Annotated in this window: 22 protein-coding genes; 13 read left to right on the top strand and 9 right to left on the bottom strand. The window is 69.7% G+C overall.

Annotated elements, in window-relative coordinates; all coding sequences use genetic code 11:
- The first annotated feature begins 22 nt into the window (after positions 1-22).
- The 4 genes from QM714_RS06600 to QM714_RS06585 are packed head-to-tail and all read left to right on the top strand — an operon-like array spanning position 23 to position 3,180.
- Positions 23-1,081: a PhoH family protein gene (locus QM714_RS06600; protein WP_415098768.1), complete on the top strand. Its 1,059-nt coding sequence runs from the start codon at positions 23-25 to the stop codon at positions 1,079-1,081.
- On the top strand, positions 1,078-1,533 hold the full coding sequence (gene ybeY, locus QM714_RS06595; protein ID WP_415098766.1) for an rRNA maturation RNase YbeY: 456 nt from the start codon (positions 1,078-1,080) through the stop codon (positions 1,531-1,533). The genes QM714_RS06600 and ybeY overlap by 4 nt, the downstream gene beginning before the upstream one ends.
- Entirely contained in the window at positions 1,530-2,849 is a 1,320-nt protein-coding gene (locus QM714_RS06590) for a hemolysin family protein (protein ID WP_415098764.1), read from the top strand. Before ybeY ends, QM714_RS06590 begins: the two co-directional genes overlap by 4 nt.
- Before the next feature lie 4 nt (positions 2,850-2,853).
- The gene (locus QM714_RS06585) at positions 2,854-3,180 is read left to right on the top strand and encodes a cytidine deaminase (protein ID WP_415098762.1); all 327 of its coding nucleotides are present in this window, start codon (positions 2,854-2,856) and stop codon (positions 3,178-3,180) included.
- Positions 3,181-3,238: 58 nt separating this feature from the next.
- On the opposite strand, the gene QM714_RS06580 is transcribed toward QM714_RS06585, so the two are convergent.
- The 3 genes from QM714_RS06580 to QM714_RS06570 form a co-directional block, all read right to left on the bottom strand.
- Positions 3,239-3,607 (bottom strand): DUF779 domain-containing protein, encoded by a 369-nt coding sequence (locus QM714_RS06580; protein WP_415098760.1) that lies wholly within the window; start codon positions 3,605-3,607, stop codon positions 3,239-3,241.
- Complete coding sequence (locus tag QM714_RS06575; RefSeq protein ID WP_415098758.1) at positions 3,607-5,130, bottom strand: aldehyde dehydrogenase family protein; 1,524 nt, start codon at positions 5,128-5,130, stop codon at positions 3,607-3,609. The genes QM714_RS06580 and QM714_RS06575 overlap by 1 nt, the downstream gene beginning before the upstream one ends.
- Before the next feature lie 122 nt (positions 5,131-5,252).
- Positions 5,253-6,491, bottom strand: coding sequence for a GAF domain-containing protein (locus tag QM714_RS06570; protein WP_415098756.1), 1,239 nt, complete (start codon positions 6,489-6,491; stop codon positions 5,253-5,255).
- A gap of 122 nt (positions 6,492-6,613) precedes the next feature.
- Here QM714_RS06570 and QM714_RS06565 point away from each other — a divergent pair, with 122 nt between their 5' ends.
- From QM714_RS06565 to QM714_RS06545, 5 genes are all read left to right on the top strand, one after another.
- Complete coding sequence (locus tag QM714_RS06565) at positions 6,614-8,002, top strand: FAD-binding oxidoreductase (RefSeq protein WP_415098754.1); 1,389 nt, start codon at positions 6,614-6,616, stop codon at positions 8,000-8,002.
- Between the two features lie 5 nt (positions 8,003-8,007).
- Complete coding sequence (locus tag QM714_RS06560) at positions 8,008-9,264, top strand: class I SAM-dependent methyltransferase (RefSeq protein WP_415098752.1); 1,257 nt, start codon at positions 8,008-8,010, stop codon at positions 9,262-9,264.
- Complete coding sequence (locus QM714_RS06555; RefSeq protein ID WP_415098750.1) at positions 9,261-10,064, top strand: siderophore-interacting protein; 804 nt, start codon at positions 9,261-9,263, stop codon at positions 10,062-10,064. Before QM714_RS06560 ends, QM714_RS06555 begins: the two co-directional genes overlap by 4 nt.
- Positions 10,061-11,014 (top strand): GTPase Era, encoded by a 954-nt coding sequence (gene era, locus QM714_RS06550; RefSeq protein WP_415098748.1) that lies wholly within the window; start codon positions 10,061-10,063, stop codon positions 11,012-11,014. Before QM714_RS06555 ends, era begins: the two co-directional genes overlap by 4 nt.
- Before the next feature lie 68 nt (positions 11,015-11,082).
- Positions 11,083-11,685: a hypothetical protein gene (locus QM714_RS06545; protein WP_415098746.1), complete on the top strand. Its 603-nt coding sequence runs from the start codon at positions 11,083-11,085 to the stop codon at positions 11,683-11,685.
- 14 nt (positions 11,686-11,699) lie between these two features.
- On the opposite strand, the gene QM714_RS06540 is transcribed toward QM714_RS06545, so the two are convergent.
- From QM714_RS06540 to QM714_RS06530, 3 genes are read right to left on the bottom strand one after another with little or no spacing between them, the layout of a single operon-like run.
- Complete coding sequence (locus QM714_RS06540; protein ID WP_415098744.1) at positions 11,700-11,948, bottom strand: LapA family protein; 249 nt, start codon at positions 11,946-11,948, stop codon at positions 11,700-11,702.
- Positions 11,949-11,987: 39 nt separating this feature from the next.
- On the bottom strand, positions 11,988-12,845 hold the full coding sequence (locus tag QM714_RS06535) for a septum formation family protein (RefSeq protein WP_415098742.1): 858 nt from the start codon (positions 12,843-12,845) through the stop codon (positions 11,988-11,990).
- 20 nt (positions 12,846-12,865) lie between these two features.
- The gene (locus tag QM714_RS06530; protein ID WP_415098740.1) at positions 12,866-13,702 is read right to left on the bottom strand and encodes a septum formation family protein; all 837 of its coding nucleotides are present in this window, start codon (positions 13,700-13,702) and stop codon (positions 12,866-12,868) included.
- 272 nt (positions 13,703-13,974) lie between these two features.
- On the opposite strand from QM714_RS06530, the gene leuA reads away from it, so the two are divergent.
- The 4 genes from leuA to QM714_RS06510 all read left to right on the top strand — a co-directional run bounded on the left by leuA (position 13,975) and on the right by QM714_RS06510 (position 18,301).
- Positions 13,975-15,738 (top strand): 2-isopropylmalate synthase, encoded by a 1,764-nt coding sequence (gene leuA / locus QM714_RS06525; RefSeq protein ID WP_415098738.1) that lies wholly within the window; start codon positions 13,975-13,977, stop codon positions 15,736-15,738.
- Positions 15,739-15,883: 145 nt separating this feature from the next.
- Positions 15,884-16,747: an alpha/beta fold hydrolase gene (locus tag QM714_RS06520; RefSeq protein WP_415098736.1), complete on the top strand. Its 864-nt coding sequence runs from the start codon at positions 15,884-15,886 to the stop codon at positions 16,745-16,747.
- A 24-nt stretch (positions 16,748-16,771) separates the two neighbouring features.
- The gene (gene recO / locus QM714_RS06515; RefSeq protein WP_415098734.1) at positions 16,772-17,500 is read left to right on the top strand and encodes a DNA repair protein RecO; all 729 of its coding nucleotides are present in this window, start codon (positions 16,772-16,774) and stop codon (positions 17,498-17,500) included.
- Positions 17,501-17,503: 3 nt separating this feature from the next.
- Entirely contained in the window at positions 17,504-18,301 is a 798-nt protein-coding gene (locus QM714_RS06510) for an isoprenyl transferase (RefSeq protein ID WP_415098732.1), read from the top strand.
- Positions 18,302-18,402: 101 nt separating this feature from the next.
- On the opposite strand, the gene QM714_RS06505 is transcribed toward QM714_RS06510, so the two are convergent.
- From QM714_RS06505 to QM714_RS06495, 3 genes are read right to left on the bottom strand one after another with little or no spacing between them, the layout of a single operon-like run.
- Positions 18,403-19,407: a metal ABC transporter permease gene (locus QM714_RS06505; RefSeq protein ID WP_415098730.1), complete on the bottom strand. Its 1,005-nt coding sequence runs from the start codon at positions 19,405-19,407 to the stop codon at positions 18,403-18,405.
- Positions 19,404-20,240 (bottom strand): metal ABC transporter ATP-binding protein, encoded by an 837-nt coding sequence (locus tag QM714_RS06500; RefSeq protein ID WP_415098728.1) that lies wholly within the window; start codon positions 20,238-20,240, stop codon positions 19,404-19,406. Before QM714_RS06500 ends, QM714_RS06505 begins: the two co-directional genes overlap by 4 nt.
- Entirely contained in the window at positions 20,231-21,208 is a 978-nt protein-coding gene (locus QM714_RS06495) for a metal ABC transporter substrate-binding protein (RefSeq protein ID WP_415098726.1), read from the bottom strand. Before QM714_RS06495 ends, QM714_RS06500 begins: the two co-directional genes overlap by 10 nt.
- Positions 21,209-21,236: the final 28 nt, after the last annotated feature.

Genomic DNA, 21,236 nt, shown 5'->3' with positions numbered 1-21,236 from the left:
AAGGCCGCCCGGCAGGGCATCCATGACCGACACGCACCAATCCGACACCACTCCGCAGACCAAGCACGTGGTCGTCGTCCCCAACAGCGTCGACATGGTCAGTGTCCTCGGTCCGGGCGACGAGCACCTGTCTCTCATCGAGGACGCCTTCGTCGCCGATGTCCACGTGCGCGGCAACCGGATCACCCTGCGCGGCGCCCCCGCCGAAGTGGCCCTCGTCGAGCGACTTCTCGACGAGATCGTCACCATCGTCCGCACCGGCCAGGGGGTGACCGGCGAGACCGTCGAGCGGATCGTCGCCATGCTCCGAGCCGAGACCAGCGAGCGGCCGGCCGATGTGCTCTCCCTCAACATCCTCTCCAACCGCGGCCGCACGATCCGGCCCAAGACACTGAACCAGAAGCGCTACGTCGACTCCATCGACAAGCACACCATCACCTTCGGCATCGGCCCGGCCGGCACCGGCAAGACCTATCTGGCGATGGCCAAGGCCGTTCAGGCCCTGCAGGCCAAGGAGGTCAACCGGATCATCCTCACCCGCCCCGCCGTCGAGGCAGGGGAGCGGCTCGGCTTCCTGCCCGGGACGCTCAGCGAGAAGATCGATCCCTACCTGCGACCGCTGTACGACGCCCTGCACGACATGATCGACCCCGAGACGATCCCCAAGCTGCTCGCCGCGGGCACCATCGAGGTCGCGCCGCTGGCCTACATGCGGGGTAGGACGCTTAACGACGCGTTTATCATCCTCGACGAGGCGCAGAACACCTCGCCCGAGCAGATGAAGATGTTCCTCACCCGGCTCGGCTTCGGCTCCAAGATCGTCGTCACCGGCGACGTCACCCAGATCGACCTGCCGGGGGGCACCAAGTCGGGGCTCAAGGTCGTCGAGGAGATCCTCGATGGAGTTCGAGACGTCGTGTTCAACAGATTGACCGCCCACGACGTGGTGCGACACAAGCTGGTCGGTCGGATCGTGGCGGCGTACGACGAGTACGACGCCCGCCTGGACCGCCGAGGCGACCTGGACCGCCGCAATGACCTGGACCGCCGGGGCGAGTCGGGGCGCGGGCGACGCTCGTGAGCATCGAGATCATCGACGAGTCCGGGCACGAGATCGACGTGGCCAAACTGAGCCGGTTGGCGCGCTTCGTGATGGATCGGATGCGCGTCCATCCGCTCGCCGAGTTGTGCGTCAAGGCTGTCGACGAGGCGACCATCGCCGAGCTCAACCAGCGCTGGATGGACAAGGAGGGGCCGACCGACGTGCTGGCCTTCCCGATGGACGAGCTCCGGCCGGGCCTGGTCGGCGAGGAGCCGGAGGAGGGTGTGCTCGGCGACCTGATGTTGTGCCCGGCGGTCGCGGCTCGGCAGGCCGAGACGGCCGGCCACTCCGAGTCGGCCGAGATCGAGCTGCTCACCGTGCACGGCATCTTGCATCTGCTCGGCTACGACCACGCCGAGCCCGAGGAGCATCGCGAGATGTTCGGCCTCCAGGCGCAGTTGCTGGAGCAGTGGCGCGCCGAAGCCACGTGACCGGCGACGATCTGGTGGTGCTCATCGCCGCGGCCGCACTGGTGCTGGCCGCGGGCGTCTTCTCCGCTGCGGACGCGGCGTTGGCGCCGTTCTCCCGGGCTCGGGCCGAAGAGCTCGTCGAGGAGCGCCGCCCGGGTGCGCGAGCCCTGGTGCGGCTGCTCAACGACGGACCGCGCTACCTCAACACCGCCCTGTTCCTCCGGCTGCTCTGTGAGATCTCGGCGATCGTGCTGGTCGCCATGTTGACCGACGACCTGTGGGGGCACGCCTGGTGGCCGTCCGTGCTGACCGCTGTCGGCGTGATGCTGGTGATCTCGTTCGTGGTCATCGGCGTCGCGCCGCGCACCCTCGGCCGTCAGCACTCCGAGCGGGTGGCCCTGATGTCGGCTGCCCCGCTGACCGCGATCACCGCGATCCTGGGTCCGCTGCCCAAGCTGCTCATCCTGGTCGGCAACGCGATCACGCCGGGCCGCGGCTTCCGGGAGGGCCCGTTCTCGACCGAGACCGAGCTGCGCGAGCTGGTCGACCTGGCCGAGGCGACTGCCGTCATCGAGGAGGGGGAGCGGAAGATGATCCACTCCGTCTTCGAGCTCGGCGACACCATCGCTCGCGAGGTGATGGTGCCCAACACCGACGTCGTCTACATCGAGGGCACCAAGAACCTCCGCCAGACGATGTCACTCTTCTTGCGCAGCGGCTTCTCCCGGATCCCGGTGATCGGGGAGAACCTCGACGAGGTGCTCGGCTTCGCCTATCTCAAGGATCTGGTCCGCCGCGACTTCGAGGCTCCCGATGTCGAGACCACCCAGCGGGTCGAGGAGGTGATGCGGCCGGCGTACTACGTCCCCGACACCAAGCCGGTCGACGAGCTCCTCTCGGAGATGCAGGCGCGGCGCCAGCACATCGCGGTCGTGGTCGACGAGTACGGCGGCACTGCCGGCCTGATCACCATCGAGGACATCCTCGAGGAGATCGTCGGGGAGATCACCGACGAGTACGACCCCGAGGAGGTCGAGGTCGAGGTGCTCCCCGACGGCGTCTTCCGGGTCTCGTCCCGGTTCTCCGTCGACGACCTCGACGAGCTGGTGGGGATCAACGTCGTGGACGACGACGTGGACAGCGTGCTCGGGTTGCTGGCCAAGCACCTCGGCAAGGTCCCCATCGCGGGCTCCACGGTCAAGGTGCACGGCCTGCGCTTCCAAGCCGAGGAGGCCACCGGGCGTCGCAACCAGATCGGCACCGTCCTGATCAGCAAGCTCGACCCTCACCCGGCCGCCCCCACTCCGACCCAGGGCCCGGACGAGGGATTAGCCTGAGCCCATGCCCGACGCCCTAGCACCGGACACTCTGTCACCCGAGGACGCCAAGCTGGTCACCCTGGCCAGGGCAGCCCGGGCCCGAGTGGGCGCGGTGGAGGGTGCGGCGGTGCGAGACACGGACGGCCGGACCTACGCCGGCGCGACGGTGGACCTCCCGTCACTGCAGGTGAGTGCGGTGCAGGTCTGCGTGGCGATGGCGGTGTCGTCGGGTTCGAAGGGGCTGGAGGCGGCGGTCGTGCTCACGGCGGCCGACGAGGTGGCGCCCGCCGACCGGGCGGTCGTCGAGGAGTTCGGCGGAGCGGGCGTCGTGATCCACCGCGGTCGCTGAGGACGTCATACGCTCCGGTCGGCTCTAGCGGCCAGTTCGTAGGACCTCCCGGGGCGCCTCAGGCCTCCAAGAGCCGCGACCGGATCACGAACCGAACGCCCTCCGGCGCCTCGACGGAGAAGCCGGCCCCGCGACCGGGCACGACGTCGATGGTCAGGTGGGTGTGCGACCAGTACTCGAACTGGGAGCGGGACATCCACACCGGGACGGCCCGGTCCAAGCCGACATCGAGGTCCCCGAGGTGGACGTCGGCGGCACCGAGCCGGAACTCGCCGTCCGGATAGCACATGGGTGACGATCCGTCGCAGCAGCCGCCGGACTGGTGGAACATCAGCGGGCCATGGAGGCCGGTGAGGCGACGGAGAAGCTCCGCCGCCTCACCGGTGACTGCGACCCGCTCGACGGCCTCGTCGAGCGCGGGCTCCATCAGAAGAAGCCGAGCGCGTTGGGGGAGTAGGACACCAGCAGGTTCTTCGTCTGCTGGTAGTGGTCGAGCATCATCTTGTGGGTCTCCCGACCGATGCCCGATCCCTTGTAGCCGCCGAAGGCCGCGTGTGCGGGATAGGCGTGGTAGCAGTTGGTCCACACCCGGCCGGCCTGGATGCCGCGCCCGGCTCGGAACGCGCGAGAGCCGTCTCGCGACCAGACCCCGGCGCCGAGACCGTACAACGTGTCGTTGGCGATCTTGAGGGCGTCGGCCTCGTCGTCGAAGGAGGTCAGCGCGACGACCGGCCCGAAGATCTCCTCCTGGAAGATCCGCATCGAGTTGTCGCCTTCGAAGATGGTCGGCTCCACGTAGTAGCCGCCGGCGAGATCGCCCTCCAAGATCTTGCGGTGGCCGCCGGTCAGCACCTTGGCGCCCTCCTGCTGACCGATGTCGATGTAGGACAAGATCTTCTCCAACTGGTCGTTGGAGGCCTGCGCACCCATCGTGGTGTCGGTGTCGAGCGGGTTGCCCTGGATGATCTGCTCGACGCGTGCGATGGCAGCAGGCACGAACTCGTTGTAGATCGACCGCTGGACCAAGGCCCTCGACGGGCAGGTGCAGACCTCGCCCTGGTTGAGCGCGAACATCGCAAAGCCCTCGAGCGCCTTGTCGTAGAACGCGTCGTGGGCGGCGCAGATGTCCTCGAAGAAGATGTTCGGGCTCTTCCCGCCCAGCTCGAGGGTGACCGGGATGATGTTCTCGCTGGCGTACTGCATGATCAGGCGACCCGTGGTGGTCTCGCCGGTGAAGGCGATCTTCGCGATCCGCGGGCTGGAGGCGAGCGGCTTGCCGGCCTCGACGCCGAACCCGTTCACCACGTTGACCACACCGGGCGGCAGCAGGTGACCGACCAGCTCCATCAGCTTCAGGATCGACCAGGGAGTCTGCTCGGCGGGCTTGAGGACCACGGCGTTGCCGGCGGCCAGCGCGGGGGCGAGCTTCCAGACGGCCATCAGGATCGGGAAGTTCCACGGGATGATCTGACCGACCACTCCGAGCGGCTCGTGGAAGTGGTAGGCGATGGTGTCCTCGTCGATCTCGGAGATCGTGCCCTCCTGGCCGCGCAGCACACCAGCGAAGTAGCGGAAGTGGTCGACGGCCAGCGGCAGGTCGGCGGCAAGCGTCTCGCGGACGGCCTTGCCGTTGTCCCAGGCCTCGATCACGGCGAGGTCTTGGAGGTTCGCCTCCATTAAGTCGGCGATCTGGAGCAGGATGTTGGAGCGCTCGCTCGCGGCCGTGCGACCCCAGCCCGGCGCGGCGTTGTGGGCGGCATCGAGGGCCGCGTCGATGTCCTCTGCCGTGCCGCGCGCGATCTCGGTGAACGCCAGACCGGTGACCGGCGAGACGTTCTCGAAGTAGTTGCCACGACGTGGCTCGACCCACTCCCCGCCGATGTAGTGGCCATAGCGGGGCTGGACGGCAATGGGGGATTCGGCAGATCCGGGAGGTGCGAAGACAGTCATAGGGTGACTCCGATCGGGTCGAAGGGGTGACTTCGATCACACGCTAGGGTCGCCGACGTTGCAGCCACGTTGCACGGCGTACGACGACGCGCACGGGGAGTGTGGGCGATCGAAGAGCAAGGTCAGCCGAACTCGCGGTCCAGCCGGGCCAGCTGACCGTCGACGAGAGCCCGCATCGGCGAGCCGGGTGTGAGTGACGCACGCTGCGCTACCCACATCTCGTAGTCGTCGGCACCCCACGCCGATCGCGTCCAGGTGGACATCAGGTCGGCGGCGCCGGAGTTGAGGACGGCCTGACGGACCGCGCCATGAACACCGTCGCGCAGCGCCGCGACCCCGGGGGCGATGGACTGCGGCAGCAACGGTCCGCGGTAGCCGCGCAGCGCGCGGCGCACGTCGCCACTGGCCGCGCGCGCCTCGACGGCCAGCCAATCGGCCGCGAGGTCGGCGGCCAGTCGGTAGGGCCGGGAGAGCAACAGCTCCCCGCCGAGCAGCCCGCGGAGCCGGTTGACCTCGGCCCGCAGCGTGGAGGAGCCACCGTCTTCGTCGTAGAGCAGCAGAGCCAGCTCGTCGCCGGTCAGCCCTCGGTCGGCTCCGGCCAGGAGGACCAGGACCTCGCTATGTCGGCGGGAGAGGCGCAGCGGGGGCGAGGAGACCCCTTCGGACCACACCGTGACTAGGGCCTCGGCCCGGCCGAGCGCCTCGATCTGGACGTGGGTCCCCCGCATGGGCGGCTCGGTCCGCCGGCGGGCGCCCGCCTCGCGGGCCAGCTCGGACTCGGCCATCCGGGCGGCGGCCCGCACCATCGCCATGGTCTGTGGCAGCGCGACCTCGCTCCCGCCGGTCACGTCGAGGACGCCCAGCAAGCCGGCCGTGCTGGGGTCGTGAATGGGGGCGGCGGCGCAGCTCCAGGCCTGCACCGAGGAGCGGAAGTGCTCCGCGCCGAGGACGACGGCCGGGCGGTCGAGCTGCAGGGCCAGGCCCGGGGCGTTGGTGCCGGCGAGCCGTTCGTCCCAGTTGCTGCCCTCCACGAAGCCGATCGACTCCGCTCCGCGCAGCGCGGCCGACGCGCCGCAGACCCAGAGCAGCTGTCCGCCGGCGTCGGAGACGGCCATCACCGCACCGGTGTCGCGCGCGGCCTGGCCGAGAATGTCGTCCAAGAGCGGGAAGACTGCCGCCAGTGGATGCGCCGCGCGGTAGTCCTGGAGCTGGTCGGCGGGCAGCGTGATCGGCGCCTCGGAGACGTCGGCGCGCACGCCAGCGGCCGCCGACCGGTGCCAACTCTCGGCAACCTCTGCTCGCAGACCGGCCAGCGAACCGTTCTCGCCCGCCGTCCCACCGGCGAGGTGGCCCGTTGCCATAGCGAGAACCTTAGGTTCCCTCGTCCCGCCCTCACAAGCGAGTTGCCTAGGCAAACCTGCGCATGGCGACGGTCGTCGGGGCGGGCACTTCTCGATGTCGGGGCGGCGAGTAGATTATCCGGGTGACTTCTGTCGGCTGGGCAGAGCACGAGCGCGCCGTCGAGCGCCTGCGTGCGTCGTACGCCGCTATCCCGCCGGGCTCACCCGTCCGGCTGGCCAAACGCACCTCCAACCTTTTCCGGGCTCGCCAGGCCACCACGGCGCCTGGGCTCGACGTGGCCGGGCTGGACGGCGTGATCGCCGTCGATCCGGTGGCCCGCGCCGCCGACGTGCAGGGGATGTGCACCTACGAGCACCTCGTCGACGCCACCTTGCCGCACGGGCTGATCCCGTTGGTGGTGCCGCAGCTGCGGACCATCACGCTCGGTGGCGCGGTGACCGGGCTCGGCATCGAGTCGACCAGCTTCCGCAACGGCCTTCCGCATGAGTCGGTCCTCGAGATGGACGTGTTCACGGGCGCCGGCGAGGTGATCACCGCCACCGCGGACAACGAGCACGCCGACCTGTTCCGGACCTTCCCCAACGCCTACGGCTCGCTGGGCTACGCCACCCGGCTCAAGATCGAGCTCGAGCCGATCAAGCCCTACGTCGCGCTGCGCCACCTCCGCTTCGACGACGCCGACCTGCTCGCCAAGCAGATCGCGGAGATCACCGAGACCCGGGAGTGGGACGGTCAGCGGGTCGACGGGCTGGACGGTGTTGCGTTCGAGCCGGGGGAGTACTACCTGACTCTGGCCCGCTGGACCGACCGGCCTGCCGGCGCGCCCAGCGACTACGCCGGTCAGCAGATCTACTACCGCTCCATCCGCGAACGGGAGACCGACCTGCTCACCGCCTACGACTACCTGTGGCGCTGGGACACCGACTGGTTCTGGTGCTCCGGCGCGTTCGGCGCCCAGCACCCCGTCGTACGCCGGATCTGGCCGCGCCGCCTGCGCCGTTCCGACGTCTACTACCGGCTGATCCGCCTGGACCGCCGCTTCGACATCATGGAGCGGCTGGATCGTCGGGCGGGTCGGCCGGAGCGGGAGCGGGTCATCCAAGACGTCGAGGTGCCGGTCGACCGGCTGCGCGAGTTCCTCGACTGGTTCGACGACGAAGTCGGCATGCGGCCGGTGTGGCTGTGCCCACTCCGGCTGCGGGAGGGCACCGCGGACGGCGAACGCTCCTGGCCGTCCTACCCCCTCGCTCCCGGCACCACCTATGTCAACATCGGCTTCTGGGGCACCGTCTTCGTCGGCCCCGAGGCACCGCAGTCACCGCGCAACCGGGCGGTGGAGGCGAAGGTGGCCGAGCTCGGCGGCCACAAATCGCTCTACTCCGAGGCGTTCTACGACGCCGAGACCTTCGACCGGCTCTACGACGGAGCCAACCTCGCGGCCGTCAAGGGCCGCTACGACCCCCACGACCGACTCACCACGCTCTATGACAAGGCGGTGCGACGACAATGAGCAAGATGTCCATCGGCACGGCGCTCGAGACCCTGGCCACGGACCTCCCCGTTCGCGTCTCGGCCTACGACGGCAGCGCCGCCGGCCCGAGCGACGCCGGCATCGGGCTGCGTCTGCTCAATCCTCGCGGGCTCTCCTACCTGCTCACCGCGCCGGGCGACCTCGGTCTGGCCCGCGCCTACGTGGCCGGTGACATGGACATCGACGGCGTGCACCCCGGCGATCCCTACGAGGCGCTGGTCCTGCTGCTGGACCGCATGCGCATCCGCCGGCCGACCCCGAGCGAGGCGGTCGCCCTCGTGCGCGGCCTCGGCATCGGCAACCTGCGACCGCCGGCCCCGCCGCCCCAGGAGAAGCTGCCGCGCTGGCGGCGCACCCTGGAGGGCCTGCGGCACTCTCAGCACCGCGACGCCTCGGCCATCTCGCACCACTACGACGTCTCGAACCGGTTCTACGAGATGGTGCTCGGCCCCTCGATGACCTACACCTGCGCGGTGTTCCCCACCAAGGACGCCACGCTGGAGGAAGCGCAGACCTACAAGTACGACCTGGTCGCGCGCAAGCTCGACCTCAAGTCGGGGGAGCGGCTGCTCGACGTCGGCTGCGGGTGGGGCGGCATGGTCCGTCACGCCGCCAAGGAGTACGGCGTCCGAGCGCTCGGCGTCACCCTCTCCCTTCAGCAGGCCCAGTGGGCCAAGGAGGCCATCGACCGCGAGGGGCTGGGCGACCTTGCCGAGGTGCGCCACCTGGACTACCGCGACGTGATGGAGTCCGGCTTCGACGCCGTCAGCTCGATCGGGCTCACCGAGCACATCGGCGTGCGCAACTACCCGTCGTACTTCGGCTTCCTCCGTGACCGCCTGCGCCCGGAGGGTCGGCTGCTCAACCACTGCATCACCCGGCCGCACAACCAAGACCAGGACACCGGAGCGTTCATCGACCGCTACGTCTTCCCCGACGGGGAGCTGACCGGATCGGGCCGGATCATCTCGGCCGCCCAGGACGTCGGCTTCGAGGTGATGCACGAGGAGAACTTCCGGCGCCACTACGCGATGACGCTGGCCGGCTGGTGCCACAACCTCCAGGAGAACTGGGACGAGTGTGTCGCCGAGGTCGGCGAGGGTACCGCGCGGGTCTGGGGGCTCTACATGGCCGGCTCGCGACTCGGCTTCGAGCGCAACAACATCCAGTTGCACCACGTGCTGGCGGCCAAGACCGACGAGCAGGGCAACGACGGCTTCGCGCTGCGACCCACCTGGTGAGCACGCCGGCGCGGAGGCACACGGCCGTCGTCGAGGGGCGCGAACGGCTGTCCGATCACCTGCTCCGGCTCACCCTCGGCGGCGCCGGGCTGGCCGGTTTCGCCAGCACCGGCGTGCCGGACGAGTGGGTCGGCCTGGTCGCGCCGGGCCAGTTCCAGAGCCGCTACTACACGGTGCGGGCCTGGGACGGCGCGCGGCTCACCCTCGATGTCGTCATCCACGAGCACGGGCTGGTCACCGAATGGGCCAGTCGCGACTGCGTCGGCGACGAGGTGACCATCACCGCTCCGCGGGGCTCCTTCGCGCTCCCCGAGGGCGCACGCTGGCTGATCCTGGTCGGTGACCTCACCGGCCTGCCGGCCATGGCCCGGATCGCGGAGACGGTGCGCGACCTGCCGCTGCGGGTCTGGGCCGAGGTGCCCGACCAGCTGACCGGCTATCTTCCCGAGACCGCCGAAACCACCTGGCTCGCTCCGCCGGTCGACGCCCACAGCGGGCTCGCGCGGGTCGTCGAGTCGATCGACTGGCCGGAGGGTGACGGCTACTTCTGGATGGCCGGTGAATCCGCTGCGATGCGCGCGATCCGCAAGCATCTGATGCGGGTGCGGGGCCTGCCGAGCACGGCGTACGACGTGATGGGCTACTGGCGCGGCGCCCTCCGGCGTCAGCCGCGCACCGTCGACCCGGAGCCGATCTGGCGGCGTGGCAAGGCCGAGGGGCTCAGCGACGAGGAGATCTGGGAGCGGTACGACGCCGCGCGCGACCGGGTCGATGCCGGCCCAGCCGAGGAGGCTCGATGATCGAGAGTGGGACCGGCGCGGACGGTGGTCCGGCGGGCGAGTTCCGCAGCGGCTTCGTCTGCTTCGTGGGCCGCCCCAACACCGGCAAGTCGACCCTGACCAATGCGTTGGTCGGCAGCAAGATCGTGATCACCAGTTCGCGGCCGCAGACCACCCGGACCGTGGTCCGCGGCATCGTGCACCGGCCGGACGCCCAGTTGATCCTGGTCGACACCCCTGGCCTGCACCGACCGCGGACCTTGTTGGGGGAGCGGCTCAACGACCTGGTCAAGACGACCTGGGCCGAGGTCGACGTGGTCGCGGTCTGCTTCCCGGCCGACGAGAAGATCGGTCCGGGCGACCGGTTCTTGGTGGGGGAGCTGGCCAAGGTCCGGCACACCACCAAGATCGCCCTGGCGACCAAGACCGACCTAGCAGGCCCGGAGCGGATCGCCGAGCACCTGCTCGACATCGCCGAGCTGGGTCGCGAGACGTCGACCACCTGGACCGAGATCGTGCCGGTCTCCGCGGTCTCGGGTGACCAGGTCGGGCTGCTGGCCGACCTGCTGGTCGGGCTGATGCCGGTCGGGCCACAGCTCTACCCCGACGGTGACCTGACCGACGCCCCCGAGGAGGTGATCGCGGCCGACCTGGTGCGGGAGGCGGCCCTGGAGGGCCTGCACGACGAGCTGCCTCACTCGCTGGCCGTGGTCGTCGACGAGATGGAGTTGCGCGAGGGACGCCCCGAGGACAAGCCGCTGCTCGACATCCACGCCAATGTCTACGTCGAGCGGGACTCCCAGAAGGGCATCATCATCGGCCGCAAAGCCGCCCGTCTCAAGGAGATCGGCACCAGCGCCCGCGCCCAGCTCACCGCGTTCTTCGGCGTCCCCGTCCACCTCGACCTGCACGTCAAGGTCGCCAAGGACTGGCAACGCGACCCACGCCAGCTCCGCAAGCTCGGCTTCTGATCCTCCGCCGACCTGGGTTTCGGTGGGAGATCGCTCCGGAGTGCCTACAGTTGTGATCTGATGGGTCGATGGGACGCTCATCCGCCGCGCGACGCCTGGCGCTGGTCGCTGTTCTCGGCCTACTCGGTGCGCTGACACCAGCGGTAGCCCACGCAGAGACCAAGGTGGCGCGCGATGCCCGGCGTGACGTCGTCCAGGTGGCGACCGACGACGCAGACGATCAGACACCGATGCCGAGTGTCGCGGTGGGCGACCTCAAGGCGAGTCGCATCACCTACAGCGAGCACCGGATCACCGCAGTGATCCGGTTGCGCGAGCTGGATCACAGTCGAGACACGATCGTCGTCGTCCTCCCGATCCAATATCGCGACAAGATCCAGTTCCGCTACTCCGACGTGGTGGTCAAAGTCAGCAAGGGTCACTGGCGTGGCAAGGCCAAGCTATGGGCGGACGGGGATCCGAAACGTTGCAAGCCCCGCCACCACGTCGACTATCGGGACAACCGGATCCGCGTGTCGTTCCCGGCCACGTGCATCGGCTCCCCGAAGTGGGTGAGGACCGCGGCGAGGAGCTTCACCTGGGATCGGGGAGCCTCGACCTACTGGGTCGACGAGATGCCTCGCCAACACGGTGACGTCGAAAGGTTCGGCCCGCGCATCCACCGCGGATAGCGGGCCCGGCCGGACTAGCCGCGCGACTTCCGAGAGCTGCGGCCGAACCAGGGGAAGATGGAGCCGACCACCAGGCCGGCGAGGAAGAGCCCGACGAACCAGAGCCAGGCCGGGGCGCTGAGCTCGAAGAAGAACAGCGTCACCTGCCCGCGGCCGCTGTTCTGCAGCACGAAGATGAGCGCGAGCACCGCGACCACCAGCGCGATGACCATCTTCGGTGACAGTGAGCGTGACTGCTCTTGGCCGGCTGGGTCCTTGCTCACGGGCACTCCTTGTCGACGGGTGGTGAGAGTCTAGAGACCCTATCCTTCCGGTGCCCAGCAGAGGCCGTAGTGCTGACCGGCGCGCCACTGCTCACGGGTGGGCCAGTCGTAGCCCCACTGGAAGTCGAGGGGGTCGTCGGCCTGCGCCTTGACGGCCGGCTTGCACCTGCTCTGCGCCTCGGCCTGGAGTTTCGCGGTGCCGGGGAAGGCGTCGCCGCGGACGTCGTACGACGAGATCGCGCGCCAGGTGTGTGGCGCCGAGCAGATGACTCGAGTGAACGTCGGGGTGCCGGGTTCGGTCGTCCCGCAGACTCCGACGGCACGACGACCCGCTTCGGTGGTGAGCACGCCCTTGAGCCGGTCGGGTAGAGGGGCAAGTCGCCGATCCCCACCGAGGGCGATGAGGTCGCAGCGGAACCAGTTCTGGCCGCGGTCGGCCTGCTTCAGGGTGGGGGAGAACCAGACGGCATGCAGCGAGGTCAGCCGGAGTTGCTCCTCGCTCCCGCCGAGGAAGCGCAGCAGCCGGCCTGGGCAGGCGGCCGCGACCTGGTCGCGCACGCGGGTGGCATCGACAGCGAGGAGGTGTCCGTCGACCACCGTGTCGAGGTCGCCGACCGCATAGGTCACCGCGGTGTGTGGCTTTTCGCACGGTCGGGGGGCGCTGGTGTTGGTGGGCGCCAAGGCCTGGCGATAGGCGAGCCGATAGCAGCTGCCGACCTTCGGCCGAGCTGGTTCGGGTGCGGCGGAAGGACGCGCCGAGGACGCTGACGGCGAGGCCGCCGCCGAGCTGTCTGCGGCAGCCGATTCCTTGCTTGCGGAGTCGACGTTGTCCCCGCTGCAACCAGCGACCGCCCACACCGTCACGACGGCGAGAAGCACTCGCGTCAACGAGATCACCCGGCTCCCCTGCCAGCGCCTCACTGGTCGGTCGCCGCCCAGCAGACCGAACGGCGGTTGCCTGCCTTCCACTCGGTCTCGTGGAACCAGGTGTAGGCGAAGTCGTACTGCACCGGATAGCCGAGCCAGGCGCCGACCGAGTCCGAGCAGTAGTCCTGGGTGCGGGCGCGGGCGACCTTGTCGCCGGGATAGGGGTCGTCGGGCTCGCCGAGCTTGATGGTGGTCACCGCGCGCCAGTTGTGGTCCTCCGAACAAGGCACCTTGACCGATCCGTCGAACGACTCGCCGTGAGCACAGGCGAGCCATTCGTCCTCGGGACGCCCGGACAGCAAGCCCTCGGCCTCCGTCGGCAGCGTGACGAACTTCTTGCTCTGTGGCCCACCACCGACCAGGTCGCAGCGGAACCAGCGTGCACCGTCCTCCCAGGCCTGCTCGGATGGCCCGAACCACACCCAGCTGACCACGCTCCGCATCACCAGGCTCTCGTCGCCGCCGGTGAAGCTGGCGAACGCGTCGCGGCACTGCGGGTAGGCGTGGGCAGCCAGCTCCGGATCATCGTGCGTCGCGTCCGCGAGCGAGGTCGGGAAGCTGTCGACCAGGAAGGTCTGCGCGGTGTGTGGCTCGGTGCAGGGCACTGTCCCCGTCGCGTTGCTGGTCAGTGCCACGTCGTCGGGAGTCAGCATCCGACAGGCGCCCGATTCGGGGGCGGTGGTGGTGTCGACCTGGTCGGGGTCGGAGTTGCTGCCTTGCGCGGAGCCGCCGCAGCCGGTCAGCGTGGCGACCAGGCCCAGCGAGATGAGACCCGCCAGGAACCGTAGGAGATGGTACGCCGGAGCGCCAGCGGCGCTGGTGCGCACGTGCGACCTCCTCGCAGACCGGATCACCCGCTGAGGACGGGCTGGGCAGTGCCGCGATCGTACCGCCGCCCGGGTGGCCCGCGGGCGCGATCCGGGCGCATCGGTCCCGCGCAGATGCGGTAGGGTGTGCCCGTCATGTGGCACAGTCCGATCGCCCGTCTCACCGGGCTCCTTGGCTGCCGCAGCGAGGTCTGACCGCCGGACCCCTCGCTGCGGAGAGTGTGCTGCGCGCCGGCCCCATCTGCGAGACCGCAACCAGCGAACGAGGACCCATGACTCTGCAACACTCCGGCTTCACCAATACCCAGCGCCCGAGCGGCATGCCGATCCAGCGCTACGCGCCCTTCCCGCCGATCGACCTGGCCGACCGGACCTGGCCCACCAACCAGATCACCAAGGCGCCGCGTTGGCTCTCCACCGACCTGCGCGACGGCAACCAGGCGCTCATCGATCCGATGACGCCGGCGCGCAAGATGAAGATGTTCGATCTGCTGGTCCGGATGGGCTACAAGGAGATCGAGGTCGGCTTCCCAGCGGCGAGCCAGACGGACTTCGACTTCGTCCGGCAACTGATCGAGTCCGACAAGGTGCCCGAGGACGTCACCATCTCGGTGCTGACCCAGGCGCGCGAGGACCTCATCGAGCGAACCGTGCAGAGCCTGGTCGGCATCCACCACGCCAACATCCACCTCTACAACGCGCTGGCCCCGCTGTTCCGGCGGGTGGTCTTCCACGCCAGCAAGGACGAGATCAAGGACATCGCCGTGCGCGGCACGGCGCTGGTGATGAAGCACTCCGAGAGCTACCTCGACAAGACCGTGATCGGCTACGAATACTCCCCGGAGATCTTCACCGGCACCGAGTTGCCCTTCTCGGTCGAGGTCTGCGAAGCGGTCTCCGACGTGTGGCAGCCCGACGACGGCCGCGAGATCATCCTCAACCTGCCCGCCACGGTGGAGATGGCGACGCCCAACGTCTACGCCGACCAGATCGAATGGTTCTCTCGGCAGCTGTCGCGGCGCGAGTTCACCACGATCAGCCTGCACCCGCACAACGACCGTGGCACGGCCGTCGCCGCCACCGAGCTGGCCATGATGGCCGGCGCCGATCGCGTCGAGGGCTGCCTGTTCGGCCACGGCGAGCGCACCGGCAACGTCTGCCTGGTGACGCTGGGACTCAACCTGTTCAGCCAGGGCATCGACCCGCAGATCAACTTCTCCGACATCGACGAGATCCGTCGCACGGTGGAGTACTGCACCCAGCTGCCGGTCCACCCGCGCCACCCCTACGCGGGCGACCTGGTCTACACCGCCTTCTCCGGCTCCCACCAAGACGCCATCAAGAAGGGGTTGGAGGACCTCGACCGCCAGGCCGAGGAGCGGGGCGTCCCGGTGTCCCAACTGCCCTGGGCGGCGCCGTACCTCCCCATCGACCCGCATGACGTCGGCCGCAGCTACGAGGCCGTCATCCGGGTCAACAGCCAGTCCGGCAAGGGCGGCGTGGCCTACGTCTTGAAGACCGAGCACAAACTGGACCTGCCGCGGCGCGCGCAGATCGAGTTCAGCCGGGTCGTGCAGCACCACACCGACGTCGAGGGCGGCGAGATCACGCCGGAGGAGATCTGGGCGGTGTTCTCGGGGGAGTACCTCACTCGAGACGAGCCGCTGCGGCTCAACTCCGTGCACACCTCCTCCGCGGCCGGCGAGAAGGACGCGCTCACCGTCAACGTGTACGTCGACGGCGAGCTGCGCACCCTGGCGGGCACCGGCAACGGCCCGATCGCCGCGTTCGTGAACGCGCTCAACGATCTGCTCGTCGAGAAGCAGGCCGAGGGCACCGACCCGGTCTGGCAGACCCGCAACGAGATCCGCGTCCTCGACTACGCCGAGCACGCGCTCTCCGCGGGCGGCGACGCCATCGCGGCGGCGTACGTCGAGTGCGGGATCGGCGACAAGATCCTGTGGGGTGTCGGCCTCGACGCCAACATCGTCACCGCCAGCCTCAAGGCGGTCATCAGCGCGGTGAACCGTTCCTAGGCTGGATCCTGGTGTCTGCCGCGGTCTTGTAGTGGCAAAGTGCCTCGTATTCCGGGTCCTCAGCCACCACAGCACCGCGGCAGATGGGGCGGCGATCGCGTCAGCCTCCCATACCCGACACCGCCTGCGGGGTTACCCTGCGGCCATGTTGGTCTCCGAACGCGTCGGCGAGCTGCACCTGGACTCCGCGCACGATGGTGCGCGGCTGGAGTACACCGAGTACGGCGGTGGCGACCGCTGGGTCGTGCTCATGCACGGCCTGCTGATGCCGCGCCGCATGCAGCAGCCGTTGGCCAGGGCGCTCGCGGCCAACGGCCTGCACGTGGTCACTCTCGACCTGCTCGGGCACGGTCGCTCGGACCGGCCGGCGGACTCGCGCGCCTACTCGATGACCGCGTTCGCTGACCAGGTGGTGGCCCTGCTCGACCATCTCGGGGCCGATCGGGCGGTGGTGGGCGGGCTCAGCCTGGGCGCCAACGTCGCCTTGGAGACCGCGGTGTCGGCGCCGGAGCGGGTCGCCGGCCTGCTGCTGGAGATGCCGGTCCTCGACCACGCCCTCGAGGCCACCATCGTGGCGTTCGTGCCGCTGCTGTTCGCTGCCCGCTACGCACCGTTCACGGTCGACACGATGCGGCGGCTGAGCCGACGCATCCCGCGCGGGCTGGTGCCCTTCTGGGCGGGCATCGGCCTGGACACCCTCAACCAGCAGGCCGATTCGGCGGCCGCGGTGCTGCACGGGCTGATCTTCGGGCGGCTGGCGCCGCCGTCGTCCCAGCGGCGCACGATCGAGATCCCGGCTCTGGTGGTCGGGCACCCCAGCGACCCGATCCATCCGGACGTGGATGCCGAGATGGTCGCCGACGAGCTGCCGCAGGCGACGTACCTCCAGGCGCGCAGCGTCGTGGAGTGGCGGGTCGCGCCGGAGCGGCTCAACCAGGCTGCCGTCGAGTTCGCGCAGACCTGCTGGGACGACGACACGCGCCGGTCGAGGCGTCGAACGGGTTCTTGACCTTCTGCACGGCAGAATGGCCAGGTGCCCCTCTACCGTGACGAGGCGATCGTGCTGCGCACCCACAAGCTGGGTGAGGCCGACCGCATCATCACCCTGCTGACCCGCCACCACGGGCGAGTGCGGGCGGTGGCACGCGGCGTGCGGCGTACGTCGTCACGGTGGGGCTCGCGGCTCGAGCCGTTCACCCACGTCGACTTGATGATCGCCGAGGGCCGCACCCTCGACGTCGTCACCCAGGCGGACACGCTGACGCCGTTCTCGGGTGCGCTGGGCGGCGACTACGAGCGCTACACCTCCGGGACGGTGATGCTCGAGACGGCGGAGCGGCTGGCGACCGAGGACAAGCAGCCGGCCTTGCAGCAGTTCCTGCTGCTCGTCGGCGGGCTGCGTGCATTGGTCGCGGGGGAGCGCACCGCGAGCCAGGTGCTGGACTCCTATCTGCTCCGGTCGATGGCGGTCGCCGGCTATGCGCCGTCGTTCGAGCACTGCACCCGGTGTGGCGACCCCGGCCCGCACCGCTGGCTGAACCCGTCGGCTGGTGGTGTGCTGTGCGCCGATTGTCGCTTGCCCGGCTCGGCCACGCCGGCCGTCGAGACCGTCACGGTGCTGGGCGCCCTGCTGGCGGGGGACTGGGCGACCGTCTCGGCTGCCGAGCCGCGGCACTTGAAGGAAGCCAGCGGCATTGTCGCCGCCTACGTCGCCTGGCACCTCGAGCGTGGCCTCCGCTCGCTGGCCTATGTGGAGCGGTGAGCGATGACACCTCGGCCCTCCCAGCGTGAGCCTCGGCCACCCACCCCGCATCCGTCGGGTGCTCGGCCCCCCGCCGTACCCGCCCGACTGGTGCCTCGCCACGTCGCCATCGTGATGGACGGCAACGGACGCTGGGCCAAGGAGCGGGGGCTGCCCCGCACAGCGGGTCACGAGCAGGGTGAGCACTCGCTCTTCGACGTCGTGGAGGGCGCGATCGAGATCGGGGTCAAGGCGATCTCCGCCTATGCCTTCTCGACCGAGAACTGGTCGCGCAGCCCCGACGAGGTCCGTTTCTTGATGGGCTTCAACCGAGACGTGATCCGCCGCCGTCGCGACGAGATGCACGAGCTCGGGGTGCGGGTCCGCTGGGCCGGCCGCGCGCCCCGACTGTGGCGGTCGGTGATCAAGGAGCTGCAGATCGCCGAGGAGATGACCCGCGACAACTCTGTTTTCACACTGACCATGTGCGTCAACTACGGCGGTCGTGCCGAGCTCGCGGATGCCGCGCGTGCCATCGCCCAGGAGGTCGCCGCCGGTCGGCTCGACCCGGACCGTGTCACCGAGCGCACCCTCGCTCGCCACCTCTACGTCCCCGAGCTCCCCGACGCCGACCTGGTCTGGCGCACCTCGGGAGAGATGCGGCTGTCCAACTTCATGCTCTGGCAGGCGGCCTACTCCGAGTTGGTCTTCACCGACGTCCTCTGGCCCGACGTCGACCGCCGTGACCTCTGGCGGGCCATCGAGCTCTATGCCTCCCGCGACCGCCGCTACGGCGGCGCGCTGCCCAACCCCTCTGCCTAGCCCACCGCTCGCTATCCACAGGCTGTCGCGGTAGTACGCCCCGATTGGCTGGCCCTCGGCACTCAGACCAGCCAATCGGGACCGTACTACCTGCCCAACGGTCAGTGCTCGTCGTAGTGGGCGCCGTGGGCGGCGTGGCGGTGGCCGTCGTGGACGTAGTCGATGTGGTCGTCGTGGGGGATGGCGGGGTGGCCGCAGTCGGGGCCGTGCTCGTGGGGGTGCTCAGCGGCGGGCTCGTGGGCGGCTGGGGCGCCAGTGGGGAAGGGCTCGCGGCGGCGCAGGCGGCGGCGCAGCAGCGCACCCAGCGGCCAGGTGAGCAGGAAGCCCGCCAACGACAGCAGCACGATGGTCGGGCCGGGAGCGACCCGAGCGTGGAACGAGGCCCAGGAAGCCAGCAGCAGGCCACCGAGTGAGGCGGCCGCGCCGCAGGCCATCGCGACGGCGAGTGTGGAGCGGAACGAGCGGGTGACCTGCTGGGCGGTGGCGACCGGGACGACCATCAGTGCCGAGACCAGAAGCAGGCCTACGGTGCGCATGGCCACGGAGACGCTCACCGCGGCGAGGACGGCGATCAGCACGTTGTAGACCGGCACCCGCAGGCCCGCCACGCGAGCGAACTCGGGGTCCTGGGCGACCGCGAACAGCTGGGGGGCGAGTCCGATCCCGGCCACGATGACCACTGCCGCAAGCACGATCGTGGCGATGATGTCGGAGACGGTGAGGGTGGCGATGGAGCCGAAGAGATACTCCTGCAGGGAGGCCGCGCTCTCGCCGGCCAGGCCAGTGAGGAGTACGCCGCCCGCAAGGCCGCCGTAGAACAGCAGCGCGAGCGCGACATCGCCGTTGGTGTGCCCACGCTCCCGGATCACCTCGATCAGCAGCGCGCCCAAGACGGCGACGATGACGGCCATCCAGGTAGGTGAGGTGCCGGTGACGAGGCCGAGTGCGACGCCGGTGACCGCGACGTGACCGATCCCGTCGCCGAGCAGGGACAACCGGCGCTGGACGAGATAGGTGCCGACCGCCGGTGCGGCCAGACCGGTGACCACAGCGGCGATCAGGGCGCGCTGCATGAAGCCCAGTCCGAACAGGTCCCAGAAGGTCATCGCTGGTCTTCCCAGGGCGCGGTGACCTGCGGGGCATGGTCCGGTGCGTGGTCGCCGACGTGATGGTGGTGGCTGTGCGCTTCCCCGAAGAGTGGGTGATGCACCTGGTGGTCCTCAAGCGCGGGCCCGTCGTAGGCCACCCGACCGTCGCGGAGCACGATGGCCCGGTCGACGAGCGGTCGCAGTGGGCCCAGCTCGTGGGCGACCAGCACCACCGTGGCGCCGCCAGCCTTGAGACGGTCGAGTGCCTCGGTCAACGTCTGCTGATTGGGCAGATCCACCCCGGCGGTGGGCTCGTCAAGGAAGAACAGGTCGGGCTGTCCGGCCAGCGCCCGAGCGATCAGCACCCTCTGCTGCTGGCCGCCGGAGAGCGTGGCCACGCCGTCGCTGGCCCGATCGGTCAGCCCCACTTCCTCGATAGCCGCGTCGATGGCGGCCCGGTCGGCTCGGGTCAGCCGATGCAGCAGCCGCCGTCTGGTGAGCCGCCCCGAGGCGACCACCTCCCACACCGAGGCCGGCACGCCCGAGGCGGCGCCGATGCGTTGGGGCACGAAGCCGATCCGCTGCCAGTCCTCGAAGCGCGCCAAAGGTGTCCCGAAGAGGTCGATCTGACCGCTGGCCAACGGCAGCAGTCCGGTCATCGCCCGGACCAGGGTGGACTTTCCAGAGCCGTTGGCGCCCATCAGCGCCACGAACTGGCCGGCACGCACCCGCAACTCGACCCCGCGGAGGACGGGCCGCCCTCGGAGAGCGACCGAGGCGTTGGCGACCACGACCGGGTCAGCCGAATCAGGAGCGCTGCCGGCGTCGGGCGCGGCCGAGGTCAGCGACACTGGTTGGCCTCCTGCAGCTCCGCGAGATTCTGTCTCATCAAGGAAAGGTAGTCCTCGTCCGCGGTCGACTTGTCGAGCCCCTCGATCGGATCGAGCACCCGCATCGAGATGCCGAGGTCGTCGGCCAGCGTTTGCGCCATCTTCGGTGAGGCGAGCCGCTCACCGAAGACCGTCGTGATCTGGTCGGAGCGGATCAGATCCTGGAGCCGGGCGAGATCGGCCGGCGTCGGCTCGGCATCGGGGGAGAGGCCGGCGATGGACTCGAACTCCAAGCCATAGCGAGTCAGGTAGCCGAACGCATCGTGCGAGACCACCACCGTGTGCCGCTTGCAGGAGCGGAGACCGGCGGCGAAGTCGCCGTCCAGGCGCTCCAGATCGGCGCGCAGGTCGGTGGCCCGGGCGCGGTAGTCCGCGGCGTGGTCGGGATCGACCGTGGCCAGCCGATCAGCGACCGCGTCTGCGACCGCCGCCAGCTTGAGCGGGTCCTGCCAGAAGTGCGGGTCGAGGTCGCCCAGCCCGGCTTCCCCGGACGACTCGTGCTCCTCACCGCCCTCGTGGTCGTGGCCGTGGTGTCCGGTCTCTTCCAATCCTGCGACGGGGCCGACGTCGAGGATCTCACCGGTGGCCTGGCCGGCAGCAGCGTCCACGGCGGCCTGGAAGCCGTTCAGGTAGACCACCACGTCGGCCTGGCTCACCTCGGCGGTCTCGGCGATGGAGAGCTCGAGATCGTGCGGCTCGGCGCCCGGCTGGGTCAGGTTGGTGACGACCACCGCCGATCCGCCGACAGTCTCCGCGACGAACTGCAGCGGGTAGAACGCCGCCACCACCGAGACCTTGCCCGACGCCGCGGGGCTGTCGTCGGTGAACGCCGCACAGGAGGACAGCCCCAGGGAGGACAGCCCCAGGGTCGCCGCGACGAGCAACGACAGCAGCGCCCGACGTGATCGCCCGCGCCGCCCGTCACTCATGAGAATCATTTTCATCCGTGGGGTGGTC

Origin of the sequence: Nocardioides sp., from assembly GCF_047602075.1 — a bacterium.
In the GTDB taxonomy this organism is placed as follows: Bacteria; Actinomycetota; Actinomycetes; order Propionibacteriales; family Nocardioidaceae; genus Nocardioides.
Note: the sequence above shows the minus strand (reverse complement) of the source record. Positions and strands in the feature narration are given on the sequence as shown.

Bases quoted from the DNA above. Each gene is read 5' to 3' on its own strand.
- QM714_RS06600 (WP_415098768.1), top strand. From the start codon at position 23: ATGACCGACACGCACCAATCCGACACCACTCCGCAGACCAAGCACGTG.
- QM714_RS06585 (WP_415098762.1), top strand. From the start codon at position 2,854: ATGCCCGACGCCCTAGCACCGGACACTCTGTCACCCGAGGACGCCAAG.
- QM714_RS06580 (WP_415098760.1), bottom strand. From the start codon at position 3,607: ATGGAGCCCGCGCTCGACGAGGCCGTCGAGCGGGTCGCAGTCACCGGT.
- QM714_RS06575 (WP_415098758.1), bottom strand. From the start codon at position 5,130: ATGACTGTCTTCGCACCTCCCGGATCTGCCGAATCCCCCATTGCCGTC.
- QM714_RS06570 (WP_415098756.1), bottom strand. From the start codon at position 6,491: ATGGCAACGGGCCACCTCGCCGGTGGGACGGCGGGCGAGAACGGTTCG.
- QM714_RS06560 (WP_415098752.1), top strand. From the start codon at position 8,008: ATGTCCATCGGCACGGCGCTCGAGACCCTGGCCACGGACCTCCCCGTT.
- era (WP_415098748.1), top strand. From the start codon at position 10,061: ATGATCGAGAGTGGGACCGGCGCGGACGGTGGTCCGGCGGGCGAGTTC.
- QM714_RS06545 (WP_415098746.1), top strand. From the start codon at position 11,083: ATGGGACGCTCATCCGCCGCGCGACGCCTGGCGCTGGTCGCTGTTCTC.
- leuA (WP_415098738.1), top strand. From the start codon at position 13,975: ATGACTCTGCAACACTCCGGCTTCACCAATACCCAGCGCCCGAGCGGC.
- QM714_RS06520 (WP_415098736.1), top strand. From the start codon at position 15,884: ATGTTGGTCTCCGAACGCGTCGGCGAGCTGCACCTGGACTCCGCGCAC.
- QM714_RS06510 (WP_415098732.1), top strand. From the start codon at position 17,504: ATGACACCTCGGCCCTCCCAGCGTGAGCCTCGGCCACCCACCCCGCAT.
- QM714_RS06505 (WP_415098730.1), bottom strand. From the start codon at position 19,407: ATGACCTTCTGGGACCTGTTCGGACTGGGCTTCATGCAGCGCGCCCTG.
- QM714_RS06495 (WP_415098726.1), bottom strand. From the start codon at position 21,208: ATGAGTGACGGGCGGCGCGGGCGATCACGTCGGGCGCTGCTGTCGTTG.